This window comes from Hydrogenophaga pseudoflava (genome assembly GCF_031020795.1).
Classification (GTDB): Bacteria; Pseudomonadota; Gammaproteobacteria; order Burkholderiales; family Burkholderiaceae_C; genus Hydrogenophaga; species Hydrogenophaga pseudoflava_A.
The window spans coordinates 3,362-23,377 of sequence record NZ_JAVHJP010000005.1; the positions used below are offsets into that span (position 1 = coordinate 3,362).

At 66.7% G+C, this 20,016-nt stretch carries 23 protein-coding genes and 1 pseudogene; 13 read left to right on the top strand and 11 right to left on the bottom strand.

What is annotated here, in order from left to right; all coding sequences use genetic code 11:
- The 7 genes and pseudogenes from rpsL to RCO38_RS16265 form a co-directional block, all read right to left on the bottom strand.
- A pseudogene (gene rpsL, locus RCO38_RS16235) lies at positions 1-90 on the bottom strand (30S ribosomal protein S12); the annotation flags it as partial.
- Between the two features lie 132 nt (positions 91-222).
- A complete protein-coding gene (locus RCO38_RS16240; RefSeq protein WP_308329837.1) occupies positions 223-1,410 on the bottom strand; it encodes a D-alanyl-D-alanine carboxypeptidase family protein in 1,188 nt (395 codons plus the stop codon).
- Between the two features lie 44 nt (positions 1,411-1,454).
- Positions 1,455-2,078, bottom strand: coding sequence for an alpha/beta hydrolase (locus tag RCO38_RS16245; protein WP_308329391.1), 624 nt, complete (start codon positions 2,076-2,078; stop codon positions 1,455-1,457).
- A gap of 35 nt (positions 2,079-2,113) precedes the next feature.
- Entirely contained in the window at positions 2,114-2,455 is a 342-nt protein-coding gene (locus RCO38_RS16250; protein ID WP_308329392.1) for a (2Fe-2S) ferredoxin domain-containing protein, read from the bottom strand.
- A 9-nt stretch (positions 2,456-2,464) separates the two neighbouring features.
- The gene (locus RCO38_RS16255) at positions 2,465-3,589 is read right to left on the bottom strand and encodes a VanZ family protein (protein ID WP_308329393.1); all 1,125 of its coding nucleotides are present in this window, start codon (positions 3,587-3,589) and stop codon (positions 2,465-2,467) included.
- On the bottom strand, positions 3,589-4,017 hold the full coding sequence (locus RCO38_RS16260) for a CopD family protein (protein WP_308329394.1): 429 nt from the start codon (positions 4,015-4,017) through the stop codon (positions 3,589-3,591). The genes RCO38_RS16255 and RCO38_RS16260 overlap by 1 nt, the downstream gene beginning before the upstream one ends.
- Positions 4,018-4,270: 253 nt before the next feature.
- Positions 4,271-5,401, bottom strand: coding sequence for a hypothetical protein (locus RCO38_RS16265; RefSeq protein WP_308329395.1), 1,131 nt, complete (start codon positions 5,399-5,401; stop codon positions 4,271-4,273).
- Positions 5,402-5,605: 204 nt separating this feature from the next.
- Here RCO38_RS16265 and hemB point away from each other — a divergent pair, with 204 nt between their 5' ends.
- Both hemB and RCO38_RS16275 read left to right on the top strand, forming a co-directional pair.
- Positions 5,606-6,607 carry a porphobilinogen synthase gene (gene hemB / locus RCO38_RS16270; RefSeq protein ID WP_308329396.1) on the top strand — a complete coding sequence of 334 codons (1,002 nt, stop codon included), beginning with the start codon at positions 5,606-5,608 and terminating at the stop codon, positions 6,605-6,607.
- 14 nt (positions 6,608-6,621) lie between these two features.
- The gene (locus RCO38_RS16275) at positions 6,622-7,743 is read left to right on the top strand and encodes a magnesium transporter CorA family protein (RefSeq protein WP_308329397.1); all 1,122 of its coding nucleotides are present in this window, start codon (positions 6,622-6,624) and stop codon (positions 7,741-7,743) included.
- A gap of 17 nt (positions 7,744-7,760) precedes the next feature.
- Here RCO38_RS16275 and RCO38_RS16280 read toward each other — a convergent pair whose 3' ends face one another.
- Both RCO38_RS16280 and RCO38_RS16285 read right to left on the bottom strand, forming a co-directional pair.
- Positions 7,761-8,678: an amidohydrolase family protein gene (locus RCO38_RS16280; RefSeq protein WP_374694547.1), complete on the bottom strand. Its 918-nt coding sequence runs from the start codon at positions 8,676-8,678 to the stop codon at positions 7,761-7,763.
- Between the two features lie 7 nt (positions 8,679-8,685).
- Complete coding sequence (locus tag RCO38_RS16285; RefSeq protein WP_308329398.1) at positions 8,686-9,369, bottom strand: dienelactone hydrolase family protein; 684 nt, start codon at positions 9,367-9,369, stop codon at positions 8,686-8,688.
- Between the two features lie 123 nt (positions 9,370-9,492).
- Between RCO38_RS16285 and RCO38_RS16290 the strand changes: the two genes are divergently transcribed.
- The 3 genes from RCO38_RS16290 to RCO38_RS16300 are packed head-to-tail and all read left to right on the top strand — an operon-like array spanning position 9,493 to position 11,373.
- Entirely contained in the window at positions 9,493-10,251 is a 759-nt protein-coding gene (locus RCO38_RS16290) for an SDR family oxidoreductase (RefSeq protein ID WP_308329399.1), read from the top strand.
- Entirely contained in the window at positions 10,248-10,748 is a 501-nt protein-coding gene (locus tag RCO38_RS16295; protein WP_374694548.1) for a MaoC family dehydratase, read from the top strand. Before RCO38_RS16290 ends, RCO38_RS16295 begins: the two co-directional genes overlap by 4 nt.
- A 4-nt stretch (positions 10,749-10,752) precedes the next feature.
- A complete protein-coding gene (locus RCO38_RS16300; RefSeq protein ID WP_308329401.1) occupies positions 10,753-11,373 on the top strand; it encodes a MarC family protein in 621 nt (206 codons plus the stop codon).
- A gap of 6 nt (positions 11,374-11,379) precedes the next feature.
- Here RCO38_RS16300 and RCO38_RS16305 read toward each other — a convergent pair whose 3' ends face one another.
- Together RCO38_RS16305 and RCO38_RS16310 are read right to left on the bottom strand one after the other, a co-directional pair.
- Positions 11,380-12,123 carry a GntR family transcriptional regulator gene (locus RCO38_RS16305; RefSeq protein ID WP_308329402.1) on the bottom strand — a complete coding sequence of 248 codons (744 nt, stop codon included), beginning with the start codon at positions 12,121-12,123 and terminating at the stop codon, positions 11,380-11,382.
- 10 nt (positions 12,124-12,133) lie between these two features.
- Positions 12,134-13,813 carry a sigma 54-interacting transcriptional regulator gene (locus RCO38_RS16310; RefSeq protein ID WP_308329403.1) on the bottom strand — a complete coding sequence of 560 codons (1,680 nt, stop codon included), beginning with the start codon at positions 13,811-13,813 and terminating at the stop codon, positions 12,134-12,136.
- Between the two features lie 333 nt (positions 13,814-14,146).
- Between RCO38_RS16310 and RCO38_RS16315 the strand changes: the two genes are divergently transcribed.
- From RCO38_RS16315 to RCO38_RS16350, 8 genes are read left to right on the top strand one after another with little or no spacing between them, the layout of a single operon-like run.
- Entirely contained in the window at positions 14,147-14,347 is a 201-nt protein-coding gene (locus RCO38_RS16315; protein ID WP_308329404.1) for a phenol hydroxylase subunit, read from the top strand.
- Positions 14,348-14,393: 46 nt separating this feature from the next.
- Positions 14,394-15,389, top strand: coding sequence for an aromatic/alkene monooxygenase hydroxylase subunit beta (locus RCO38_RS16320; RefSeq protein WP_308329405.1), 996 nt, complete (start codon positions 14,394-14,396; stop codon positions 15,387-15,389).
- Positions 15,390-15,414: 25 nt separating this feature from the next.
- Positions 15,415-15,684 (top strand): MmoB/DmpM family protein, encoded by a 270-nt coding sequence (locus RCO38_RS16325; protein WP_066160095.1) that lies wholly within the window; start codon positions 15,415-15,417, stop codon positions 15,682-15,684.
- Positions 15,685-15,705: 21 nt separating this feature from the next.
- Entirely contained in the window at positions 15,706-17,250 is a 1,545-nt protein-coding gene (locus RCO38_RS16330; RefSeq protein WP_308329406.1) for an aromatic/alkene/methane monooxygenase hydroxylase/oxygenase subunit alpha, read from the top strand.
- Positions 17,247-17,603 (top strand): phenol hydroxylase subunit P4, encoded by a 357-nt coding sequence (locus RCO38_RS16335; RefSeq protein WP_308329407.1) that lies wholly within the window; start codon positions 17,247-17,249, stop codon positions 17,601-17,603. The genes RCO38_RS16330 and RCO38_RS16335 overlap by 4 nt, the downstream gene beginning before the upstream one ends.
- Before the next feature lie 7 nt (positions 17,604-17,610).
- Positions 17,611-18,672 carry an NADH:ubiquinone reductase (Na(+)-transporting) subunit F gene (locus tag RCO38_RS16340; protein WP_308329408.1) on the top strand — a complete coding sequence of 354 codons (1,062 nt, stop codon included), beginning with the start codon at positions 17,611-17,613 and terminating at the stop codon, positions 18,670-18,672.
- A gap of 5 nt (positions 18,673-18,677) precedes the next feature.
- Positions 18,678-19,049: a 2Fe-2S iron-sulfur cluster binding domain-containing protein gene (locus tag RCO38_RS16345; protein ID WP_308329409.1), complete on the top strand. Its 372-nt coding sequence runs from the start codon at positions 18,678-18,680 to the stop codon at positions 19,047-19,049.
- A 21-nt stretch (positions 19,050-19,070) separates the two neighbouring features.
- Complete coding sequence (locus RCO38_RS16350; RefSeq protein ID WP_308329410.1) at positions 19,071-20,015, top strand: catechol 2,3-dioxygenase; 945 nt, start codon at positions 19,071-19,073, stop codon at positions 20,013-20,015.
- The last annotated feature ends 1 nt before the right edge of the window (position 20,016 follow it).

Genomic DNA, 20,016 nt, shown 5'->3' on the forward strand with positions numbered 1-20,016 from the left:
ACGCTGCGGCGAGTTTTCCATGGCCGGGCTCTTGGATTTGGTCTTTTCGACCTCCCGGCCGTGGCGCACGAGTTGACTGATGGTTGGCATGAAAGAAACGTCCCTAAACGTTTGATGAGCGAAAAAGCAAAACCCTTCGGAAAATTCCGAAAAGCCCTCTACTGTATCACGGGCCCGGAGAAAGACCAAATCACGGGCTCATGCACAGCTACGCCACGCTGATCACTGGATCCAGAGGCGCAATGCGTCCCACGCGCGCCCAAAAACGCCGCTCTCTTCCACAGGTTCCAGAACCGTCAACGGAACTTCGGCGACCGTTTCGCCAGCCGCCGTGCGCACACGCAGCATCCCCACCTGCTGCCCTTTCAATAGCGGTGCCACCAGAGGGTCCGGACGGGCGACCTCGGTCTTGAGGCCGGCACCGGTACCTGCAGGAACGGAAACCACCACTCCTTCGGGACGCCCGAGTCTGGCCTGTTCCACGCGTCCCTTCCAAACACGCGGCGTGACCACCGCCCCGCCGGCAGAACTCAGCCGGACCGCCTCGTAGGCCGTGAACCCCCAGTTCAGCAGCTTCTGGCTCTCAGCGGCGCGCGAGTTCTCGCTTGCCGCCCCGAGCACAACGCTCAGCAGCCTGCGCTGTCCTTCGGCTCCGCTACCCAACAACGCACTGGGGCGGCGCGCCGTCGCGACCAGGCAATAACCGGCGGCGTCGGTGTGGCCCGTTTTCAGACCGTCCACGGTGGGGTCGCGGAACAGCAGAAGGTTCCGGTTGGTGTCGTTGGCGGCTGGAGTGCCTGGATAGCGGTACCGCTGAATGGCGTAGTACGGCACGTATTCGGGGAAATCGCGCATCAACCGGGTTGCCAGCGTGGCCAGGTCCCGCGCCGTGGTGGTGTGCCCGGGCACGGTGAGGCCTTCCGGATTGCGAAAGCTGCTGGCATTCATGCCAAGGACCTTCGCTTGGCGGTTCATCATCTCGACAAACTGCTCGGCGCTTCCACCCACCCCTTCGGCCAGGGCCATGGTGGCGTCGTTGCCCGACTGCACGATCATCCCTTTGATGAGATCTTCTACCGGCACCTTCATCTTGGGATCGATGAACATGCGGGAGCCCGGCATTTTCCAGGCTCGCTCACTCACCGACAGCGTTTGCTTCAGATCCAGCTTGCCGGACTTGAGCGCGTCGAACACGAGATAGGCGGTCATCAGCTTGGTCAGCGACGCAGGCTCGACCGGCTTGTCCGCATCCTTGGCAGCGAGAACCTGCCCTGACGACACATCCATAAGGAGATATGCCCGCGCAGCCACCTCCGGCGGTTGCGGGACGATCGCAGAGGCGGTCAGGTGCCAGCACAGAAAGAAGGCAGCCGCCAGGCTGCCATTACGCAGAATTCGTTCAAAAAGCATGAAATAAAAAAGAAAAAGTGAGGCCCGCAATGAGCGGCCCGAACTCACGCGGGAAGATGCCGCAGCACGAGGTCCCGCAACAAAGGCAACTGGCCATGGAAAAAATGACCGCCACCGGGCACCACCAGCACCGGCAAAGCCTGGGGGCGGGCCCACTCCATCACGGACTGCAACGGCACGGTGTCGTCGTGTTCGCCATGAATGACCAAGGTGCGCAGGCGAAGTTCATCCTGAATTTCGGCCACATCAAAACGGCTGGCCGCCGGACCGACCATCACCACCCGCTGGATATCCCTCCGCCCCTGCAAGGCAGCCACGGCGTGGCTGGCGACAAAGCCACCAAACGAGAATCCCGCGAGACACAGCGGACCATCGGGCGCCTGCGCCTGTACGACGGCCAGCATGTCCTGCAACTCGCCGCGCCCCTCATCGTAGACACCCGCACTCGCACCCACGCCCCGGAAATTGAAGCGCACAGCCGTCCAGCCACCGAGCACAAAGGCGCGCGCCAGCGTCTGCACCACCTTGTTGGTCAGTGTGCCACCGTGCAGGGGATGCGGATGGGCAATGACCGCCATCCCGCGCGGGGAACCCGCAGGACGGTCGATGGCCAGCTCCAGTTGCCCGGAGGGACCCGCCTGAAACAGATGCTCGGTGTGTGCGTTCACAGTTGTCGTGCGGCCAGCCCAGGAATCCGCGCGTGTCAGCGTCCCACCTCGGGGGGTGTCCGCAGCCGCTCGACCACCACACCGTCCCGAAGATGCGACTGCACGATCTCGTCGATGTCGTGCTCGTCCACATAGCTGTACCAGACGGCCTCCGGGTACACCACCGCAATGGGACCGCCGGCGCAGCGGTCCAGGCAACCGGCCTTGTTCACTCGCACCTTGCCAGGCCCCAGCAGCCCGAGCGCCTTCGACTGGCTCTTGCACCGATCAAAAGCGGCCTGCGCCTTGTGCTGGGCACAGCAGTTTTCGCCGTTGTCGCGCTGATTCAGGCAAAAAAAGATGTGGCGCTCGTAGTAGGAGGATCGGTTCTCGGACATGGCTGGATTCTAGTGGTCGACCTGGCGCCCCAAGGGGAGGCGGGTCACTGCCCGCACCGCGTACACCAGAGCGGCAAACGGCCACAACCAGCCCAGCCACTGCGACAGGCCATGGAAGCGAATGAAGCGCCCCTGCTCCCAGACATCCAGCGACTGATCGAAGTAGGCGCTCACCGGCGCTCGATTGAGCAAGCTCAGGGACACCGCCAGCGCCAGCAGCAACCCCACATGGCACACGCGGGATGGCAAGCTCACCGTGACGAGGGCCACCACCGCGGCACCGCCCATTCCCAGCAGCGCCGGCATGTCCACCCAGGCCCAGGCATGGTCCGGCCCGTACGTCATCGCAGCAGAGAGTCCGGCCGCACCGAGCGCCGACACGAGCAGCGCGATCATCAGCACCACTCTGCGCCCGGGCACCGGCACATCCGCATAGCCGAGCATCAGCGGCGCCAGCAAACCCAGCGCCACGCACAAGGCCTGAGCCAGCGGGCTCAGCGGCACGGCCGCTTCTGCTTGCATGGGCAGCCACACCAGGAAGGGCGTGTCCGCCAGCAGGCCGGACAACACCTGCTCAAGCTGCACCCAGACCTGCCCAAGACCGAACGGCACCGACACCGGATACAGCAAGGCAAACGGCCAGAGAGCCAGCAATACCAGTGATCCATGGGCATGGGGCGCGAACCAGTGCCGGCGGAAATGGGTCCACTGGCGCATCACACCCAGCCGCTCCAACAGCCAGGCGATGCACACGCCCAGCCCCCCGCCTGCGATGTTCAGCCCGAGGTCGAGGTTCGATGGCACCCGCATGGGCAGCAGGTTCTGCAAGGTCTCCAGCAGCAGCGACAGCAGAGCCGGCAACAGCAGCGCCAGGACCCAGGCCCAGCGTCCCCAGCCGGAGCGCAACAGCCCCAGTGCAACCAGAAACCCCAGCGGCATGTAGCCCACCAGGTTGGCCATGACATCGAACTTCGTCCAATACCGGGGGAGGGGCGCGTCCAGAAACGCCCACGCAGAGCCGGCCGGCCACCGCCACCCATCGAAGGGGTAGAGGCTGGCGTACACGACCAGCGCAGCAAACAGCAGCGACAGCGGGATGGCGGAGGATCGGCTCGCCACGGCGCCCGGGGTCATCAGAACGGCTTGACGACCACCAACACGACCACCAGCACCAGCATGATCACCGGCGCCTCGTTGAACCACCGGAACCACACATGATGGCGGCGGTTGGCATTGGTCCTGAAAGTCTTCAGAAGCCGCCCGCACGCGTGGTGATAGCCCAGGATCAGGACCACCAGGAGCAGCTTGGCGTGCATCCACCCGTTGCCGGCGCCAAGCCCGATCCCGTATCCCAGCCAGAGCCAAAGCCCCAGGACCAAGGCAGGAACGGCCAGCATGGTGGTGAAACGGAAGAGCTTTTCAGCCATCAGCATCAACCGTTCACGCTCGGCCACGCTTTCAGGCGGCACCATGGCCAGGTTCACGAAGATGCGGGGCAGATAGAACAGGCCCGCAAACCAGCTGGCGATGAAGACGATGTGGAAGGATTTGACCCAGAGCATGCGGGCAGTTTATCTGCGCTTCGCAACCAAGGATCCCCTGCCGAAGGGCAGAAAAAAAACCCGGCCCACAGGGCCGGGTTAGGAAGCCTTTTTGCTGTCACACACTAAGGCACCCGCTCAGGGAGGAAAAGCGGGGAGCGGCCCGAGAGCACGCTCATTGCTGATGTTACAACAAAACACATCGGCTGTGAAGCGCAACACTGTCAGATCTGACAGGGATTGCAGGCTAAGCCCGGACATGAACCCAAAAGGGTTACATCATCTTGGCCAATTCGAACATCACGGCCGTTCCCAGCGCTTCGCGGATGTTCCCGCGGCCCACCTTGGCCATCGAAAACTCGCCGAACCCAGACATGTCGAACGAACTGTCGTCGGGCGAAATCTCCACGAACGGAAACTCGAACACCTCGCGCAGCAACTCGTCGCGGAACCGGTCGAATTCGTCGTCCTTGAGCTCCGAGTCCACCACGATCAGGTTGGGCATTCGGGCCTTGACTGCGTCCCGGGCCTGCTGGAAGTCCACCACGCTGTCGGAGGTGATGCCGATTTCGCGCAGGGCGTCCCGCACATCGGCCCGGATCTGAAGGCTGGGAGAGATCGTGAGCACATAGGTGCCCGAGAGCGACTTAAACATCGACGAATGCTCGTCCGACAGGTCGACGGTCGAAATGCCGTCCACCGCCTGCACAACGGTGCGGCTGAACATGGCCGTGAAACTGACGCCTTCGGCGGTGACGTTGCGCTCGAGGTCGATGCCGCCCGACGCAGTGGCAATCTGGCGAATCAGCATCCAGCTCAGACTGTCGGACGATGTGCTGCTCGAAGGCGGCACCCCATCGTTGGCTACGCGAATCTGAAGGCGCGCATGCTGCGGCCAGGCGTTGAGGTCCACACGCACGTCCACCCGGTTGCCGAAGGGAAGCCCCCAGTCAAGCACCGCATTGACGAAGGAATGCGCCAAGGTCGGGTCAATCAGCACCTCGACCGGTTTGAGCTTGCGGCGCAGGGCAATGCCCAGGATGCCCAGTTCCTGTTTCCGCTCCTGCAGCACACCCTCCACCAGATCGGCCATGTTCACCTTCTCGTGCGACTGGCGGATGCGCCCCCCATACAGGCGATGGATCTGCTGGGCACTGAGCCCGGCCAGCTTGATGCGCTCGGCCGGGATGTTCAGCGCCCGGTGCTCCATCTTCGTGATGCGGCCTTTGGCCAGCAGCTGGTCGATCTGGTTCTGGAGGTTGCTCACCCCTTCGGTGAACTGGTCGGCCAGCGCCGAAACCAGCTCCTGCCAGTGATCCTCCAGCTTCCATGCATCGGCCTCGGCCGGGGCGCCCGGCTTGGGCTGGGAGGTCTGGGTCGGTGGGCTGGATCTGGTGGGCTGCATGACGGTGCTCTTGAGTGAAAGATTCCTGCGGCGCTCCGGATGGCGCAGGAAGATCGGTATTTTCGTATTACCAGGAGGTGAACATTTCTCCAAGGTGTTCTCAATCATCGGGCTTTTTTTACGGTTTGCAACAACCGTCCGGTCAGGATGCGCCGGTGCCATCGCAAATTACTGCACGGTTGATCGGTTTGCCACAATAGATCCATGCACACCCCCGCCCCCTACCCCCTGTCCCGCCCGCGCCGCCTGCGCCGCGATGCATTCACCCGCGACCTGGTGCAAGAGCACCGTCTGAGCCCGGCCGACTTCATTTATCCCGTGTTCGTGCTGGACGGCACCGACCGGCGCGAGGCGGTCAAGTCGATGCCAGGCGTGGAGCGCCTGAGCCTGGACCTGCTGCTGCCGGTGGCCGAGGACTGCGTGAAGCTGGGCATTCCCTACGTGGCGCTGTTTCCGGTGATCGACCAGTCGCTCAAGACGCCGGACGGCCAGGAGGCCATGAATCCCGACGGCCTGGTGCCGCGCGTGGTGCGGGCGCTCAAGAAGGAATTCCCCGGACTGGGAGTGATGACCGATGTCGCGCTGGACCCCTACACCAGCCACGGCCAGGACGGCGTGCTCGACGAGCACAACTACATCCTGAACGACCCGACGGTGAAGATCCTGGTGCAGCAGGCGCTGACCCAGGCGGCCGCAGGGGTGGACATGGTGGCCCCCAGCGACATGATGGACGGCCGCATCGGTGCCATCCGCCAGGGACTGGAAGCCGCCGGCCATGTGCATACACGCATCATGGCCTACAGCGCCAAGTACGCCAGCGCCTTCTACGGCCCGTTCCGCGACGCAGTGGGTTCGGCCGCCAACCTGGGCAAGGCCGACAAGAAGGTCTACCAGATGGACCCGGGCAACAGCGACGAGGCGCTGCGCGAGGTGGCCCTGGACATCGCCGAAGGCGCGGACCTGGTCATGGTCAAGCCGGGCATGCCCTACCTGGACATCGTGCGCCGCGTGAAGGACGAGTTCCACATGCCGACGTTTGCCTACCAGGTCAGCGGCGAATACGCGATGCTCAAGGCCGCCGCGCAGAACGGCTGGCTGGACCATGACGCCGTCATGATGGAAAGCCTGATGGCCTTCAAGCGCGCAGGCTGCGACGGCATCCTGACCTATTTCGCGCGCGACGCCGCGCGGCTGCTGCGCGGCTGAGGCGGGTCCGGGGCATGCGCGTCTTTCACATCCAGACGACCTCGGTCACCGAGTCCGACGCGCTGCCCGCGCATCCGCCGGCCAGCGGGTTCATCTGGATCGCCTGCGGCCGGCGGGAGTTCGAACTTGAACAAGGCCACGTGCAGTCCACGCTGCAGGCGCTGGGCAGCGTGCCGATGGTGGACCTGCACGTCTCCGATCTGCTGAACAACCAGCTGCCCTCGCACTTCGACTACACCTCGCAGTACGACCTGCTGGTGTTCAGGCGCCTGGCGGCCGGCCACAGCGAAACCGACCTTTCCCATCCCGGCCAGGTGCTCACGCAGCCCACCCGGCGCGGCGGCCCGCCGGTGCTGCGCCGCATCGACACCAGCCCGGTGGGCTTCGCCGTCTTCGACCACGTCCTGCTCACCGTGCACCCGGCCGGCTGCACGGTGCTCGATCACTACGCCACGCGCCTGCTGGCCGCAGGCACAAGCGCCGCGCGTGCGGCCGGCGTGAACCTGCCCGCCGGCCCCGCCGACCTGATGCTGCGCATCGTCAACCAGATGGTCGACGGCTATCTGGAGTTGCGGCGCGAGCTCACACGCCAGCTGGACCACTGGCAGGCCGAGCTGCTGCACCCGTCCACCCGATTCACCAACTGGGGCTCTCTGCTGGACGCCCGCATCTCGCTGCACCAGCTCGACGAGATCTGCGAAGACCAGCGCGCCGCCATCCAGGACTGGATCGAGGCGCTCGCGGGCTGGGAGGTGGTCGAGGGGAAAAGCGACCACTTCGGCGGCCACAAGGGCCTGGAGCTGCTCAAGGTGCGCAGCCGCGATGTGCTGGAGCACATCGAACGGGTGATTCACCATGTGCGGCGGCTGGAGCAGAACGCCGAAACCGCGGTGCAGATGCACTTCTCGGCGCAGAGCAACCGCACCAACGACATCATGCGCACGCTCACTGCGCTGACCGCCATCTTCCTGCCGCTGAACCTGATCGCGGGCATCTTCGGCATGAACTTCGAGTTCATCCCGCTGCTGCACGACAACGCCGGCTTCTGGTGGGCCATGGGGTCGATGGTCCTGATCGCCGCCGGCCTGAGCGTGGTGTTCTGGCGCAAGCGCTACCTGGCGCGCAGCGGGCGCTGACAGCGCCGGGAACCGGGTCAGGGCCGGCCGTTGCCGTGCGGCACGCCGAACAGCGTCGCCGCGTTGTCCCAGGCGATGCGGCGAGCCACGCCAGCGGGCAGACCGCCCAGCCAGAGCCGGTAGGACTGCATCAGCTCGTCGTAATAGAGCCAGCGCTGGTTGACCCAGGTGTCCGACCCGATCACGAAGCGTTCAGGGTACTTCAGCAGCAGGCTGCGCCACTCCGGGCACAGCTGCCCGTCGCCGCAGGTGAGCCCGGGGCGGTAGGACAGCTCGCCCATCAGCTGGGGGTAGCGCGCCATCAGGGCGTCGACGCGTTCGACGGGAGCGCCGCCAATGCCCGTGTGGGCCCAGATCAGCCGCATCTTCTGCCCCTGGCTCGGCGTTGCGGCCATCAGCAGGTCGATCGCCACATCGTCCACATGGGCCAGCACCGCCAGCTGCTTCTCCTCGGCCAGCGCCATCAGGCGCCGCGCCACCGGCCCGTGGGCATTGGCGCTGTCATAGAGATGGAATTCGCCCAGACCGCGGTAGGGACCGGCCGGTGTGCCGCGCGCCAGTTCGGAGTTCACGAGTTCCACGATGCTCTCGTCCCGGAACCAGCCGCTGTAGTCGGCCCGGTCGCGGTACAGGCGCACAAAGGGCACCACGGTCACGCCCGCCGCACGCGTGGCGTCGCGGGCGCTGGCCAGGGCGCGGGTGCCGGCGTTGGGGCGCGAATTGGCCAGCACGGCGCGCACGCCGTTGCGCTGCATGCGGGCCAGCACATCGGCCAGCGGGTGCGGGCAGGCCGGGTCGGGCACGTCGTGCACGCAGGCCTCGTCGTTGTAGTGCAGGTGCGCATCGAACAGCGGCCCCGCATACGGTGTCTGCGCCATGGCAGGGGCCGTGCCACAGGCCACCCACAGCAGGCCTCGTCGCAGCAGGCTGCGCATGCCGGCCTCAGCCCAGGTGCTGTGCAAAGAAGGCGAGCGTGCGCTCCCGTGCGAGCGCGGCCGATGGTGCGTCCCAGGCACCGCGCTGGTCACAGTTGAAACCGTGGTGCGCCGGGTAGAGGTGTACTGCCACACCGGGGTGCGCCCGGCGGAACGCCTCCACGCCCTCCAGCGGAATCCAGCGGTCCTGCTCGGCAAAGTGCGCCAGCGTCGGCACCTGCGCCTGGCGTGCCACCTCGTCCGGGGTGGTCATGCCGCCGCCGTAGTAGGGCACGGCCGCCGAGAGTCCGTGCAGCGTGCAGGCGGCCCGCCAGGTCAACAGGCCGCCCCAGCAGTAGCCCACGATGCCGACCTTGCCGCCCAGCGCCGCATGGTCGATGGCGGCCTGGATGTCGGCCATCACACCGGGCGCCGGCAGGGCCTCGACCGCGGTCTTCAGCGCCATGCCCTGGCCCATGTCGGCTTCGGTGTAGCCCAGCTCGACACCGGCCTGGACCCGGTGGAAGGTGGAGGGCGCAACCACGAGGTAGCCCTCGGCGGCGTAGCCGTCGGCCACCGCGCGGATGTGGCTGTTGACGCCGAAGATCTCCTGCAGAACGACCACACCGCCCCGGGGCTGGCCGGCAGGGTGTGCGACGTAGGCGGGACAATGGCCTCCGTCGGCCGAAGCGAGTTGAACAAAGCTGCCCATGAAGTCTCCGAACGATGAAGTGGGCAGGTCCGGTGCGCGACGGGTGCGCAACCCGGCCTGCGTTAAGTTTCGACAGGTGCGTGTTGTAACCGCAAAAGTGACAGAGCGTCAGGAGGGTGCAGGATGAACACAGGGTCCGATGGGGTGCTGCTGGTGACCGGTGGTGGCCGGGGCATCGGCGCGGCGACGGCGCGGCTGGCGGCCCGCCGGGGCTGGGCCGTGGCGGTGAACTACAGCGCCAATTCGCTCGCCGCCGACGAGGTGGTGCGCGCCATCCGCGCCGACGGCGGCAGCGCCATCACCGTGCAGGCCGACGTGGCCGACGAGGCACAGGTGCTGCGCATGTTCCAGAAGGTCGACGCCAAACTGGGCCGGCTCACCGGGCTGGTGAACAACGCCGGCGTGGTGGACGTCACCGCCCGCGTCGACGAGATGAGCGCGGCGCGCTGGAAGCGCATGTTCGACATCAACGTGTTCGGCAGCTTTGTGTGCGCGCGCGAGGCGGTGCGCCGCATGAGCACGCGCCACGGCGGCTCGGGCGGTGCCATCGTCAACCTCTCCAGTGCGGCCTCGCGCATCGGCTCGCCGGGACAGTATGTGGACTACGCGGCGGCCAAGGGCGCGATCGACACCTTCACCATCGGCCTGGCCAAGGAGGTGGCGGCCGAGGGCATCCGCGTCAATGCGGTGCGACCGGGGCTGATCGAGACCGAGATCCATGCCTCTGGCGGCATTCCCGACCGTGTGAACCAGCTCAAGCACCAGGTGCCCATGCAGCGCGGCGGCACGGCCGACGAGGTGGCGCAGGCCATCGTCTGGCTGCTGTCGCCTGAGGCGAGCTACACGACGATGACCCTGATGGACGTTTCCGGAGGACGATGAACATGACCGCGACCACACCCGAGAACAGCCCCCACATCAGGATCTGGTGGGAAGACCTGGAGGTCGGCCAGACGCGCGACCTGGGCAGCCTCTCGCCGACCCAGGAAGAAATCATCGCGTTTGCCAGACAGTTCGACCCGCAGCCCTTCCACCTCAGCGAGGAAGGCGGCCGCGCCTCGGTGTTCGGCGCGCTGAGCGCCAGCGGCTGGCACACCTGCGCCATGGCCATGCGGCTGATGGTGACCAACTTCCTGCACGAGACCTCCAGCCTCGGCTCGCCCGGGCTGGAGAGCCTGAAATGGACCAAGCCGGTCTACCCCGGCGACGTGCTGCGGCTGCAGCACACCATCACCGAGAAGCGGCCGATGAGCAAACGGCCCGACGTGGGACTGGTGCGCACGGTGTGGGAGATGTTCAACCAGCGCAATGAGAAAGTCCTCCACATGGAGGGCTACGGCATGTTTCGCCGGAAAGAACCCGCCCCACCCGCACAATAGCGGGATGGATTTCAAGCCCCTCATCACCCTGCTGGCCATCGTCAACCCGCTGGCCATCGTGCCTTTCTTCATCCACTACACGCAGGGCTTCAGTGCCGCGCAGCGCAAGCGCACCATCCTGATCTCGTCGTTCAGCGCCTTCGCGGTGATCGCCACCTGTGCGGTGATCGGCCTGCAGATCCTCGAGTTCTTCAGCATCTCGCTGGCGAGTTTCCAGGTGGGTGGCGGCATGCTGCTGCTGACCTCGGCGCTGTCCATGCTGAACGCCCAGCCGGCCGAGGCCAAGGCCACCAAGAGCGAGGTGGACGATGCCGGCACGAAGGCCTCCATCGCCGTGGTGCCGCTGACCATCCCGCTGCTCACCGGCCCGGCCACCATGTCCACCGTGGTGATCTACGCCGACCAGGCCAAGACCTTCTTCCAGCACGCCGCGCTGGTGGGCTATGGCGTGGTGATCGCCCTGGCCACGGCGGTGTGCTTCGCCGCGGCCAAGCCGATTGCGCGCTTCCTCGGCCAGACCGGCATCAACGTGATGACCCGGCTGATGGGCCTGATCCTGGCCGCGCTGGCGGTGGAGGTGATGGCCGCCGGTCTGAGCAAGCTGTTCCCGGCGCTGGGCGCCTGAGCCCGCTCAGGCCGCCCGCAGCGGCCGCCCCGCCTCGGTGGCATGCCGCGTCAGGATGTCGCAGGTCAGCCGGATGTGGGCCTCCAGGGCCAGCGCCGCGCGCGCCTCCTGCCGCGCCATCGCCGCGAGGAAGATGCCCTCGTGCTCGGCGTGCACGTCGCGGTCGAAGCCCGGGGTTGCGCCGATGCGGATCGCGATGTGGCGGTAGCGCTCGCCGTGGCGGTAGAGGATGTCCAGCAGGTGCCTCGTCCAGGGCGAGCTGTGGCCCGCGATCAGGGTCTCGTGGAAGTGGCGGTTGGCGCGCTCCCATTGGTCCGGGTCACGGCCGGCGCCGCCCTCCTCGGCCGCGCTGAGCTGCGCAAAGGCCCCGCGCACCGACGCCTCCCAGGCCGCGTCACCCAGGCGGATCGACTGGCGCAGCGCCTCGGTCTCCAGCCGCACGCGGGTGTCGGTCAGGTCGCGCAGGTCGTCCAGCGAGACCGCGCTGACGCGGTAGCCGCGCTGGCCCTCGACCGTGACCAGCGCGTCGGACACCAGCAGCGCCAGCGCCTCGCGCAGCGTGCCCGCGCCGACGCCGTAGTGGTCCTTGAGGTGCTCGACGCGCAGACGCTGGCCCGGCTGCAGATCGCCGCAGACGATGTGGTGGCGCAGCGCGCGGTAGGCGCGCTCGGTCAGGGTGCGCGGTTCGGGTTCGTCGCTGCGCGGCGCGGGGCCTGCGGCGTGCGGAGGTTGAAGCAGGTCTTGCAGCATGGTGATGACCTCAATCGGCTTCCTGTTGGTGCTGGCGTTTGAGACGGTAGGCCAGCTGCGCACGGCTGAGGCCCAGCAGGCGCGCGGCGCCGGCCAGGTTGCCGCGGCTGCGCTCGACCGCCAGCGCCAGCACCTGCGCCTCCAGGGTCTCGATCGGCACGCCGGCGTCGAGCACCTGCGCGCACAGGCGCAGTTCGTCCTCGGGCGCGCGGCGCGCCAGCCGGCCCTGGGGATCCAGCCCGTCCTGCGCCGGCTCGGACTGGTTGGGGAACAGGTGCTCGGCCTCGATGGTGCCGCCCTGCGCCGCCAGGATCACGCCGCGCTCGACCAGGTTCTCGAGCTCGCGCACGTTGCCCGGCCAGCCGTGGCGCGAGAGCGCCTGCAGCGCGCGGTCGCTGAAGCCGCCCAGCCGCTTCTGGTGCAGCGCGGTAAAGCGGGCCAGCAGGTGGCGCGCCAGCGGCTCGATGTCGCTCGCGCGTTCGCGCAGCGGCGGGATGCAGACCGGGTAGACGTTGAGGCGGTAGAACAGGTCGCGCCGGAACTGTCCCCGCTCCACCGCCGCTTCGAGATTGACATTGGTCGCAGCCACGAGACGCACATTGACCTTGCGCGCGCTCTCGCTGCCCAGGCGCTCGATCTCCCCTTCCTGCAGCACGCGCAGCAGCTTGGCCTGTGCCGGCAGGGGCAGGTCACCCACCTCGTCCAGGAACAGCGTGCCGCCCTCGGCGCGCTCGAAGCGCCCGGCGCGCGCCGCGTGCGCGCCGGTGAAGGCGCCCTTCTCGACGCCGAACAGCTCGGCCTCGATCAGCTCGGCCGGCAGGGCCGCGCAGTTGACCGCCACAAAGGGCCCGGCCGCGCGCTCGGAATGCTCGTGCAGCGCACGCGCGAAGCGTTCCTTGCCGACCCCGGTCTCCCCCGTCAGCAACACCGTCACCTGCGTCGCGGCGGCGCGGCGCATCAGGTCGTGCGCGCGCTGGAAACCCGGCGAGGTGCCCACCAGCATGCCGCCCGACTCGGCCGGCTCCAGCGTGTTCTTCAGCGCCTCCACCTGCTGGCTCAGCGCGGCCATCTTCTCCAGCAGCGAGTCGTCCTCGAAGTACTGGCGGTGCGCGTCGCCGTCGGGCCAGTCGTCGATCGGCCGGCCTTCGATCAGGCAGTGGTCGTCGCCGCAGGCCGAGCACTTGATCTCCTTGAACAGGATCAGCCGCCCCATGAAGGCGCTGGTGTAGCCGCTGGCGTAACCCAGCAGGGTCCAGCAGGCCGGCTCGTCGACCACACCGTATTGCAGGCGGTGTGCGTGCGCCTCCCAGGAATCGTCCCAGCGGAACACGCCCTCGAAGCGGCCGGCGGCGGCGTCCATCTCCAGCCGCACCGGCGTCACGCGCGCCGCGCCTTCGAGCATGTGCAGCTGCGGCCCGACCAGGAACATGTCCTCCAGCGTCTTCTTGCCGCGCGTCTTGGCCGCGAAACCGGCGTCGTGCAGGCCGCAGGCGTAGCCCATGCGCGTGAGCAGGCGCCGCGCGTGGTCCTTGCCGACCGAGGTGATGAGGTCGTGGCGCAGGGCCGTCAGCGCCGCGGTGTGCAGCAGCACCATGCGCCGCTCGCCCAGCCAGATGGCGCCGCTGTGCGGCTCGAAGCGCAGCAGGCGGCGCAGGTCGTTGTCGGGCGGGTAGGTCAGGTGGGGGTCCAAAGCTGTCTCCGGTGGGTCGCTCTGCGGCGACTGGAATCTCGATATTTTTGGCGATGAGGCCTCAGGACGGCAAGCCGCCCGGGCAGCGCTGGCAGTTGATCATTTGAGCAATTTCACCAGAAAGAGTCTCATCAAATCGTGAGATTTTGCGCTTGTTGCGCCGCAGCAGGCCAAGGACGAGGCTATCGAACAGGTCCCGTCGATCCGGATGCTGCGCTGCACACCGGTCTTTTTCTCAGGGATTTCCCTGAAATATCGAGATTTTCGGTCAGCACAGGGCCACCTGGCACGCGGCCTGCGAAAGGGGACGCGTCCGACCACACCCTGACCGCCATGAACCCGACCCCCGACACCGCCCTGCCCGTCTGCGACACCTCGCTGCGTTTCGTGCGGCTGATCGAGCGCCGTGCCGATGGCCTGGTCAGCTTCGAGTTCTCCATCGGCTGGCCCGAGCTGGCGGTGGAGCTGATGCTGCCCGAAGCGGCGTTCGAGGCCTTCTGCGCCAACAACCGGGTGCAGCGTCTGGACACCTGAGTGCCCGAGAGCTGTTCGAACCACACCACCACGGAGACAAGCACCGATGAACATCGACCTGCAGGCGCGGGAGATCACGCCGCTGCGCCAGACCTACGCCCACGTGGCGAAATACATCGGCGGCGACAAGGCCGCCAGCCGCTACCAGGAGGCCACCTTCGGCGCCCAGCCGATGACCAACTTCCATTACCGGCCGACCTGGGACCCGGGCCACGAACTGTTCGACGCGGCGCGCAGCCAGATCGTGCTGGCCGACTGGTACGTGCTCAAGGACCCGCGCCAGTTCTATTACGCGACCTGGACCATGACCCGCGCGCGCCAGCAGGACGCGATGGAGGCCAACTTCCAGTTCGTCGAGCAGCGCGCCATGGTCGGCAAGATGCCCGACGCCATCCGCGAGAAGGCGCTGGCCGTGCTGATGCCGCTGCGTCACGCGGCCTGGGGCGCGAACATGAACAACGCCTCCATCTGCGCCTACGGCTACGGCACGGCCTTCACCGCCCCGGCCATGTTCCACGCGATGGACAACCTGGGCGTGGCGCAGTACCTCACCCGCCTGGGCCTGGTGCTGGGCGAGCCGCAGTCGCTGGAGGACGGCAAACAGCGCTGGATCGACGCGCCCGAGTGGCAAGGCCTGCGCCGCCTGGTGGAAGACAGCTTCGTGGTCAGCGACCCGTTCGAACTGTTCGTGGCACAGAACTTCGCGCTCGACGGTCTGCTGTACCCGCTGATCTACGGCGGCTTCGTGGACGACCACGTTGCGCTGCAGGGTGGCACCGCCGTGGCCATGCTGACCAGCTTCATGCCCGAGTGGCACGACGAAACCGCGCGCTGGATCGACGCCGTCATCAAGGCCGCGGGCGCCGAGTCGGACGCCAACCGCGCCCTGCTGCGCGGCTGGGCCGGCCACTGGATGGACCGCGCCCAGGCCGCACTGTCTCCCATCGCCCGCCTGGCGCTGGGCGAGACCGGCGAAACCGTGCTGAGCGACGCCCGCGTGCAGCTGCAGGCCCGCCTCACCAAGACCGGCGTGAACGCCTGACCAGGCCCGAACAGGAGACCACAACATGTCCGACGTATTCATTGCTTTCCAGCACAACGAAGAGTCCCGCCCGGTGATCGACGCCATCGTGGCCGACAACCCGAACGCGGTGCTGACCCACCCCACCGGCCTGGTCAAGATCAACGCGCCCGGCAGCCTGACCATCCGCCGCGAAACCATCGAGGGCCTTACCGGCCGGCCCTACGACCTGCAGGCCATCCACGTCAACCTCGTCACCCTCTCGGGCCACATCGACGAGGACGACGACCAGCTGACCCTCAGCTGGAAGCACTGAACCCAACAGAGGAGACAAGACATGGACACCCGCGTTGCCAGCAAGAAGCTCGGCCTGAAGGAACGTTACGCCGCTATGACCCGCGGCCTGGGCTGGGAGACCAGCTACCAGCCCATGGACAAGGTATTCCCGTACGACAGGTACGAGGGCATCAAGATCCACGACTGGGACAAGTGGCAGGACCCGTTCCGCCTGACCATGGACGCCTACTGGAAGTACCAGGGCGAGAAGGAGAAGAAGCTCTACGCCGTCATCGAGGCCTTTGCGCAGAACAACGGCCAGCTCGGCGTGACCGACGCGCGCTACATCAACGCGCTCAAGCTCTTCATCCAGGGCGTGACCCCGCTGGAGTACTACGCGCACCGTGGCTTCGCCCACGTGGGCCGGCAGTTCACCGGTGAAGGCGCCCGCGTGGCCGCGCAGATGCAGTCCATCGACGAGCTGCGCCACTACCAGACCGAGACGCACGCGATCAGCCACTACAACAAGTACTTCAACGGCATGCACCACTCGAACCACTGGTTCGACCGCGTGTGGTACCTGTCGGTGCCCAAGAGCTTCTTCGAGGACGCCTGCACCGGTGGCCCGTTCGAGTTCCTCACGGCCGTCAGCTTCAGCTTCGAGTACGTGCTGACCAACCTGCTGTTCGTGCCCTTCATGAGCGGCGCGGCGCACAACGGCGACATGTCCACCGTGACCTTCGGCTTCTCGGCGCAGAGCGACGAGAGCCGCCACATGACGCTGGGCATCGAGTGCATCAAGTTCCTGCTGGAACAGGACCCGGACAACGTGCCCATCGTGCAGCGCTGGATCGACAAATGGTTCTGGCGCGGCTACCGCCTGCTGACCCTGGTGGCCATGATGCAGGACTACATGCTGCCCAAGCGCGTGATGAGCTGGAAGGAAGCCTGGGAGATGTACGCCGAAGAAAACGGCGGCGCCCTGTTCAAGGACCTGGCGCGCTACGGCATCCGCGAGCCCGCGGGCTGGAAGCAGGCCTGCGAAGGCAAGGACCACATCAGCCACCAGGCCTGGAACACCTTCTACAACTACAACGCCGCCGCGCCCTTCCACACCTGGATTCCCAGCGACGAAGAAATGGCCTGGCTGTCGGAGAAGTACCCCACGACCTTCGACCAGTACTACCGCCCGCGCTTCGAGTTCTTCCGCGAGCAGCAGCAGGCCGGCAACCGCTTCTACAACAAGACGCTGCCGATGCTGTGCACGACCTGCCAGATCCCGATGCTGTTCACCGAAGAGGGCGACGCCAGCAAGATCTGCTACCGCGAGAGCGACTACAAGGCCTACAAGTACCACTTCTGCAGCGACCACTGCAAGAGCATCTTCGACCACGAGCCCGAGAAGTACGTGCAGAGCTGGCTGCCGGTGCACCAGATCTACCAGGGCCACTGCTTCAAACCCGGCACCGACCCGACCGCCGAGGGCTTCGATCCGCTGATCGCCGTGCTCCAGTACTACGAGATGGAGATCGGCCGTGACAACTTCGACTTCGAAGGCTCGGAAGACCAGAAGAACTTTGCGATGTGGAAAGGAGACACGAAATGAGCGTCGTCGCCATCGCCCCGTACGAGTTCACGCCGCAGGACGTGCGCGAGAACTTCCCCGCGCCCCTGCTCTACATCGGCTGGGAAGACCACCTGATGTTCTGTGCGCCGTTCTGCCTGCCGCTGCCGCCGGACACCCCGTTCGGCGCGCTCTCGGCCGCGGTGCTGCCCGGCATCTACGGTTACCACCCGGACTTCGCCAGGATCGATTGGGCCCGGGCCGAGTGGAAGAAGAACGGCCAGCCCTGGACGCCCGACCCGGCCAAGTCGCTGGCCGAGAACGGCCTGGTGCACAAGGACGCGATCCGCTTCCGCACGCCTGGCCTGAACGGCATCAAGGGTTCGTTCAGCTGATCCGGCCATGAGCTACCAACTGACGATCGAGCCGCTGGGCGCGACCATCGAGGTCGAAGCAGGCCAGACGGTGCTGGACGCGGCGCTGCGGCAGGGCATCTACCTGCCGCATGCCTGCGGCCACGGCCTGTGCGGCACCTGCAAGGTGCAGGTCTGCGGCGGCGAGGTGGACCACGGCGCGGCCAACCCGTTCGCGCTGATGGACTTCGAGCGCGACGACGGCAAGACCCTGGCTTGCTGCGCCACGCTGCAGGCCGACACCACCATCGAGGCCGAGATCGACGAGGAGCCCGATGCGCGCGTGATCGCGGTGCGCGACTTCGCCGCCACGGTCAGCCGCATCGAGGACCTCACGCCCACCATCAAGGCGATCCATCTGCAGCTCGACAAGGCCATCGACTTCCAGGCGGGCCAGTATGTGCAGGTGGAGATCCCGGGCGTGGGCCCCCGCGCCTTCTCGATCGCCAACGATCCGGCCGACGTGGCCGCTACGAAGAGCATCGAGCTGAACGTGCGACGCCTGCCCGGCGGTGCCGGCACCACCTGGCTGCACGAACAGTTGAAGACCGGTGACCGCCTGCGCGTGTCCGGGCCCTACGGCCGCTTCTTCGTGCGCGAATCGGCCCGGCAACCGATGCTGTTCATGGCCGGCGGCTCGGGGCTCTCCAGCCCGCGCTCAATGATCGTGGACCTGCTCGCGCGCGGCTGCACGCTGCCCATCACCCTGGTCTACGGCCAACGTTCGCGCGAGGAGCTGTACTACGACGCACAGTTCCGCGCGCTCGCCGAGCAGCACCCGAACTTCAGCTACGTGCCGGCGCTGTCGCACGAGCCCGAGGGCTCGGATTGGGATGGCTTGCGCGGCTTCGTGCACGAGGCGGCCAAGGCGCATTTCGGCGGCAACTTCGCCGGCCGCAAGGCCTACCTCTGCGGACCGCCGCCCATGATCGAGGCCTGCATCACCACGCTGATGCAGGGCCGCCTGTTCGAGCGCGACATCTACACCGAGAAATTCCTCTCGGCGGCCGACGCCCAGGCCACGCGCAGCCCATTGTTCCAGAGGGTCTGACAGCCATGTCGATCTTCGATACCCGCCCCAAGTTCGCGGTGCACGTCGCGCAGACGGACGAGACCTTCCCCTGCGCCGCCAACGAAAGCCTGCTCACGGGCATGGTGCGGCTGGGCCGCAAGGGCATCCCGGTCGGCTGCGTCAACGGCGGCTGCGGCGTCTGCAAGGTCCGCATCCTGGCGGGCGACATCCAGGCCCTGGGTCCGATCAGCCGCGCCCACGTGAGCGTCGACGAAGAGTGCCAGGGCTACACGCTGGCCTGCCGCGTGGCGCCGCAGACCGCGGTTCAGCTCGAAGTGGCCGGCAAGCTGAACAAACCGTTTTCAAAAGGGCGCGCAGAGTCTGCGACTGCCAGCCCCATTCCTCAACAGCAGTAATCAACCACCAGGAGACACAACATGGGTGTGATGCGCATCGGGCACGCGAGCCTGAAAGTGATGGACATGGACGCCGCCGTCCGGCACTACGAGAACGTGCTGGGCATGAAGACGACCATGAAGGACAAGGCCGGCAACGTCTACCTCAAGTGCTGGGACGAGTGGGACAAATACTCGCTGGTGCTGACGCCGTCCGACCAGGCCGGACTGAACCACGTGGCCTACAAGGTCGAGAAGGACAGCGACCTCGACGAACTGCAGCAGAAGATCGAAGCCTGGGGCGTGAAGACCACCGTGCTGCCCGAGGGCACCCTGCCCTCCACCGGCCGCATGCTGCAGTTCAATCTGCCCAGCGGCCACGAGATGCGCCTGTACGCCATGAAGGAGTACGTGGGCACCGAGGTCGGCACCACCAACCCCGACCCGTGGCCGGACGGCCTCAAGGGCGCGGGGGTGCACTGGCTGGACCACACCCTGCTGATGTGCGAGATGAACCCGGCCGAGGGCATCAACACCGTGGCCGACAACACCCGCTTCATGACCGAGGCGCTGGACTTCTTCCTGACCGAGCAGGTCGTGGTTGGCCCGGGTGGTGCGATCCAGGCGGCCACCTGGATGGCCCGCACCACCACGCCGCACGACATCGCCTTCGTGGGCGGCGCCAAGAGCGGACTGCACCACATCGCCTTCTTCCTCGACTCGTGGAACGACGTGCTGAAGTCGGCCGACGTGATGGCCAAGAACAAGACCAAGATCGACGTCGCCCCGACGCGCCACGGCATCACGCGCGGCGAGACCATCTACTTCTTCGACCCCAGCGGCAACCGCAACGAGACCTTCGCCGGCCTGGGCTACCTGGCCCAGCGCGACCGCCCCGTGACCACCTGGACCGAGGACCAGCTGTGGAGCGGCATCTTCTATCACACCGGTGAAGCGGTGCCGTCCTTCACGGACGTGTACACCTGAT

What these genes read in the sequence shown, in the direction of transcription:
- RCO38_RS16335 (WP_308329407.1), top strand. Translation starts at nt 17,247, where the DNA reads ATGAGCGTCGTCGCCATCGCCCCGTACGAGTTCACGCCGCAGGACGTG.
- RCO38_RS16315 (WP_308329404.1), top strand. Translation starts at nt 14,147, where the DNA reads ATGAACCCGACCCCCGACACCGCCCTGCCCGTCTGCGACACCTCGCTG.
- RCO38_RS16285 (WP_308329398.1), bottom strand. Translation starts at nt 9,369, where the DNA reads ATGGGCAGCTTTGTTCAACTCGCTTCGGCCGACGGAGGCCATTGTCCC.
- RCO38_RS16275 (WP_308329397.1), top strand. Translation starts at nt 6,622, where the DNA reads ATGCGCGTCTTTCACATCCAGACGACCTCGGTCACCGAGTCCGACGCG.
- hemB (WP_308329396.1), top strand. Translation starts at nt 5,606, where the DNA reads ATGCACACCCCCGCCCCCTACCCCCTGTCCCGCCCGCGCCGCCTGCGC.
- RCO38_RS16300 (WP_308329401.1), top strand. Translation starts at nt 10,753, where the DNA reads ATGGATTTCAAGCCCCTCATCACCCTGCTGGCCATCGTCAACCCGCTG.
- RCO38_RS16345 (WP_308329409.1), top strand. Translation starts at nt 18,678, where the DNA reads ATGTCGATCTTCGATACCCGCCCCAAGTTCGCGGTGCACGTCGCGCAG.
- RCO38_RS16240 (WP_308329837.1), bottom strand. Translation starts at nt 1,410, where the DNA reads ATGCTTTTTGAACGAATTCTGCGTAATGGCAGCCTGGCGGCTGCCTTC.
- RCO38_RS16280 (WP_374694547.1), bottom strand. Translation starts at nt 8,678, where the DNA reads ATGCGCAGCCTGCTGCGACGAGGCCTGCTGTGGGTGGCCTGTGGCACG.
- RCO38_RS16290 (WP_308329399.1), top strand. Translation starts at nt 9,493, where the DNA reads ATGAACACAGGGTCCGATGGGGTGCTGCTGGTGACCGGTGGTGGCCGG.
- RCO38_RS16250 (WP_308329392.1), bottom strand. Translation starts at nt 2,455, where the DNA reads ATGTCCGAGAACCGATCCTCCTACTACGAGCGCCACATCTTTTTTTGC.
- RCO38_RS16260 (WP_308329394.1), bottom strand. Translation starts at nt 4,017, where the DNA reads ATGCTCTGGGTCAAATCCTTCCACATCGTCTTCATCGCCAGCTGGTTT.
- RCO38_RS16255 (WP_308329393.1), bottom strand. Translation starts at nt 3,589, where the DNA reads ATGACCCCGGGCGCCGTGGCGAGCCGATCCTCCGCCATCCCGCTGTCG.
- RCO38_RS16295 (WP_374694548.1), top strand. Translation starts at nt 10,248, where the DNA reads ATGAACATGACCGCGACCACACCCGAGAACAGCCCCCACATCAGGATC.
- RCO38_RS16320 (WP_308329405.1), top strand. Translation starts at nt 14,394, where the DNA reads ATGAACATCGACCTGCAGGCGCGGGAGATCACGCCGCTGCGCCAGACC.
- RCO38_RS16340 (WP_308329408.1), top strand. Translation starts at nt 17,611, where the DNA reads ATGAGCTACCAACTGACGATCGAGCCGCTGGGCGCGACCATCGAGGTC.
- RCO38_RS16350 (WP_308329410.1), top strand. Translation starts at nt 19,071, where the DNA reads ATGGGTGTGATGCGCATCGGGCACGCGAGCCTGAAAGTGATGGACATG.
- RCO38_RS16265 (WP_308329395.1), bottom strand. Translation starts at nt 5,401, where the DNA reads ATGCAGCCCACCAGATCCAGCCCACCGACCCAGACCTCCCAGCCCAAG.
- RCO38_RS16330 (WP_308329406.1), top strand. Translation starts at nt 15,706, where the DNA reads ATGGACACCCGCGTTGCCAGCAAGAAGCTCGGCCTGAAGGAACGTTAC.
- RCO38_RS16325 (WP_066160095.1), top strand. Translation starts at nt 15,415, where the DNA reads ATGTCCGACGTATTCATTGCTTTCCAGCACAACGAAGAGTCCCGCCCG.
- RCO38_RS16305 (WP_308329402.1), bottom strand. Translation starts at nt 12,123, where the DNA reads ATGCTGCAAGACCTGCTTCAACCTCCGCACGCCGCAGGCCCCGCGCCG.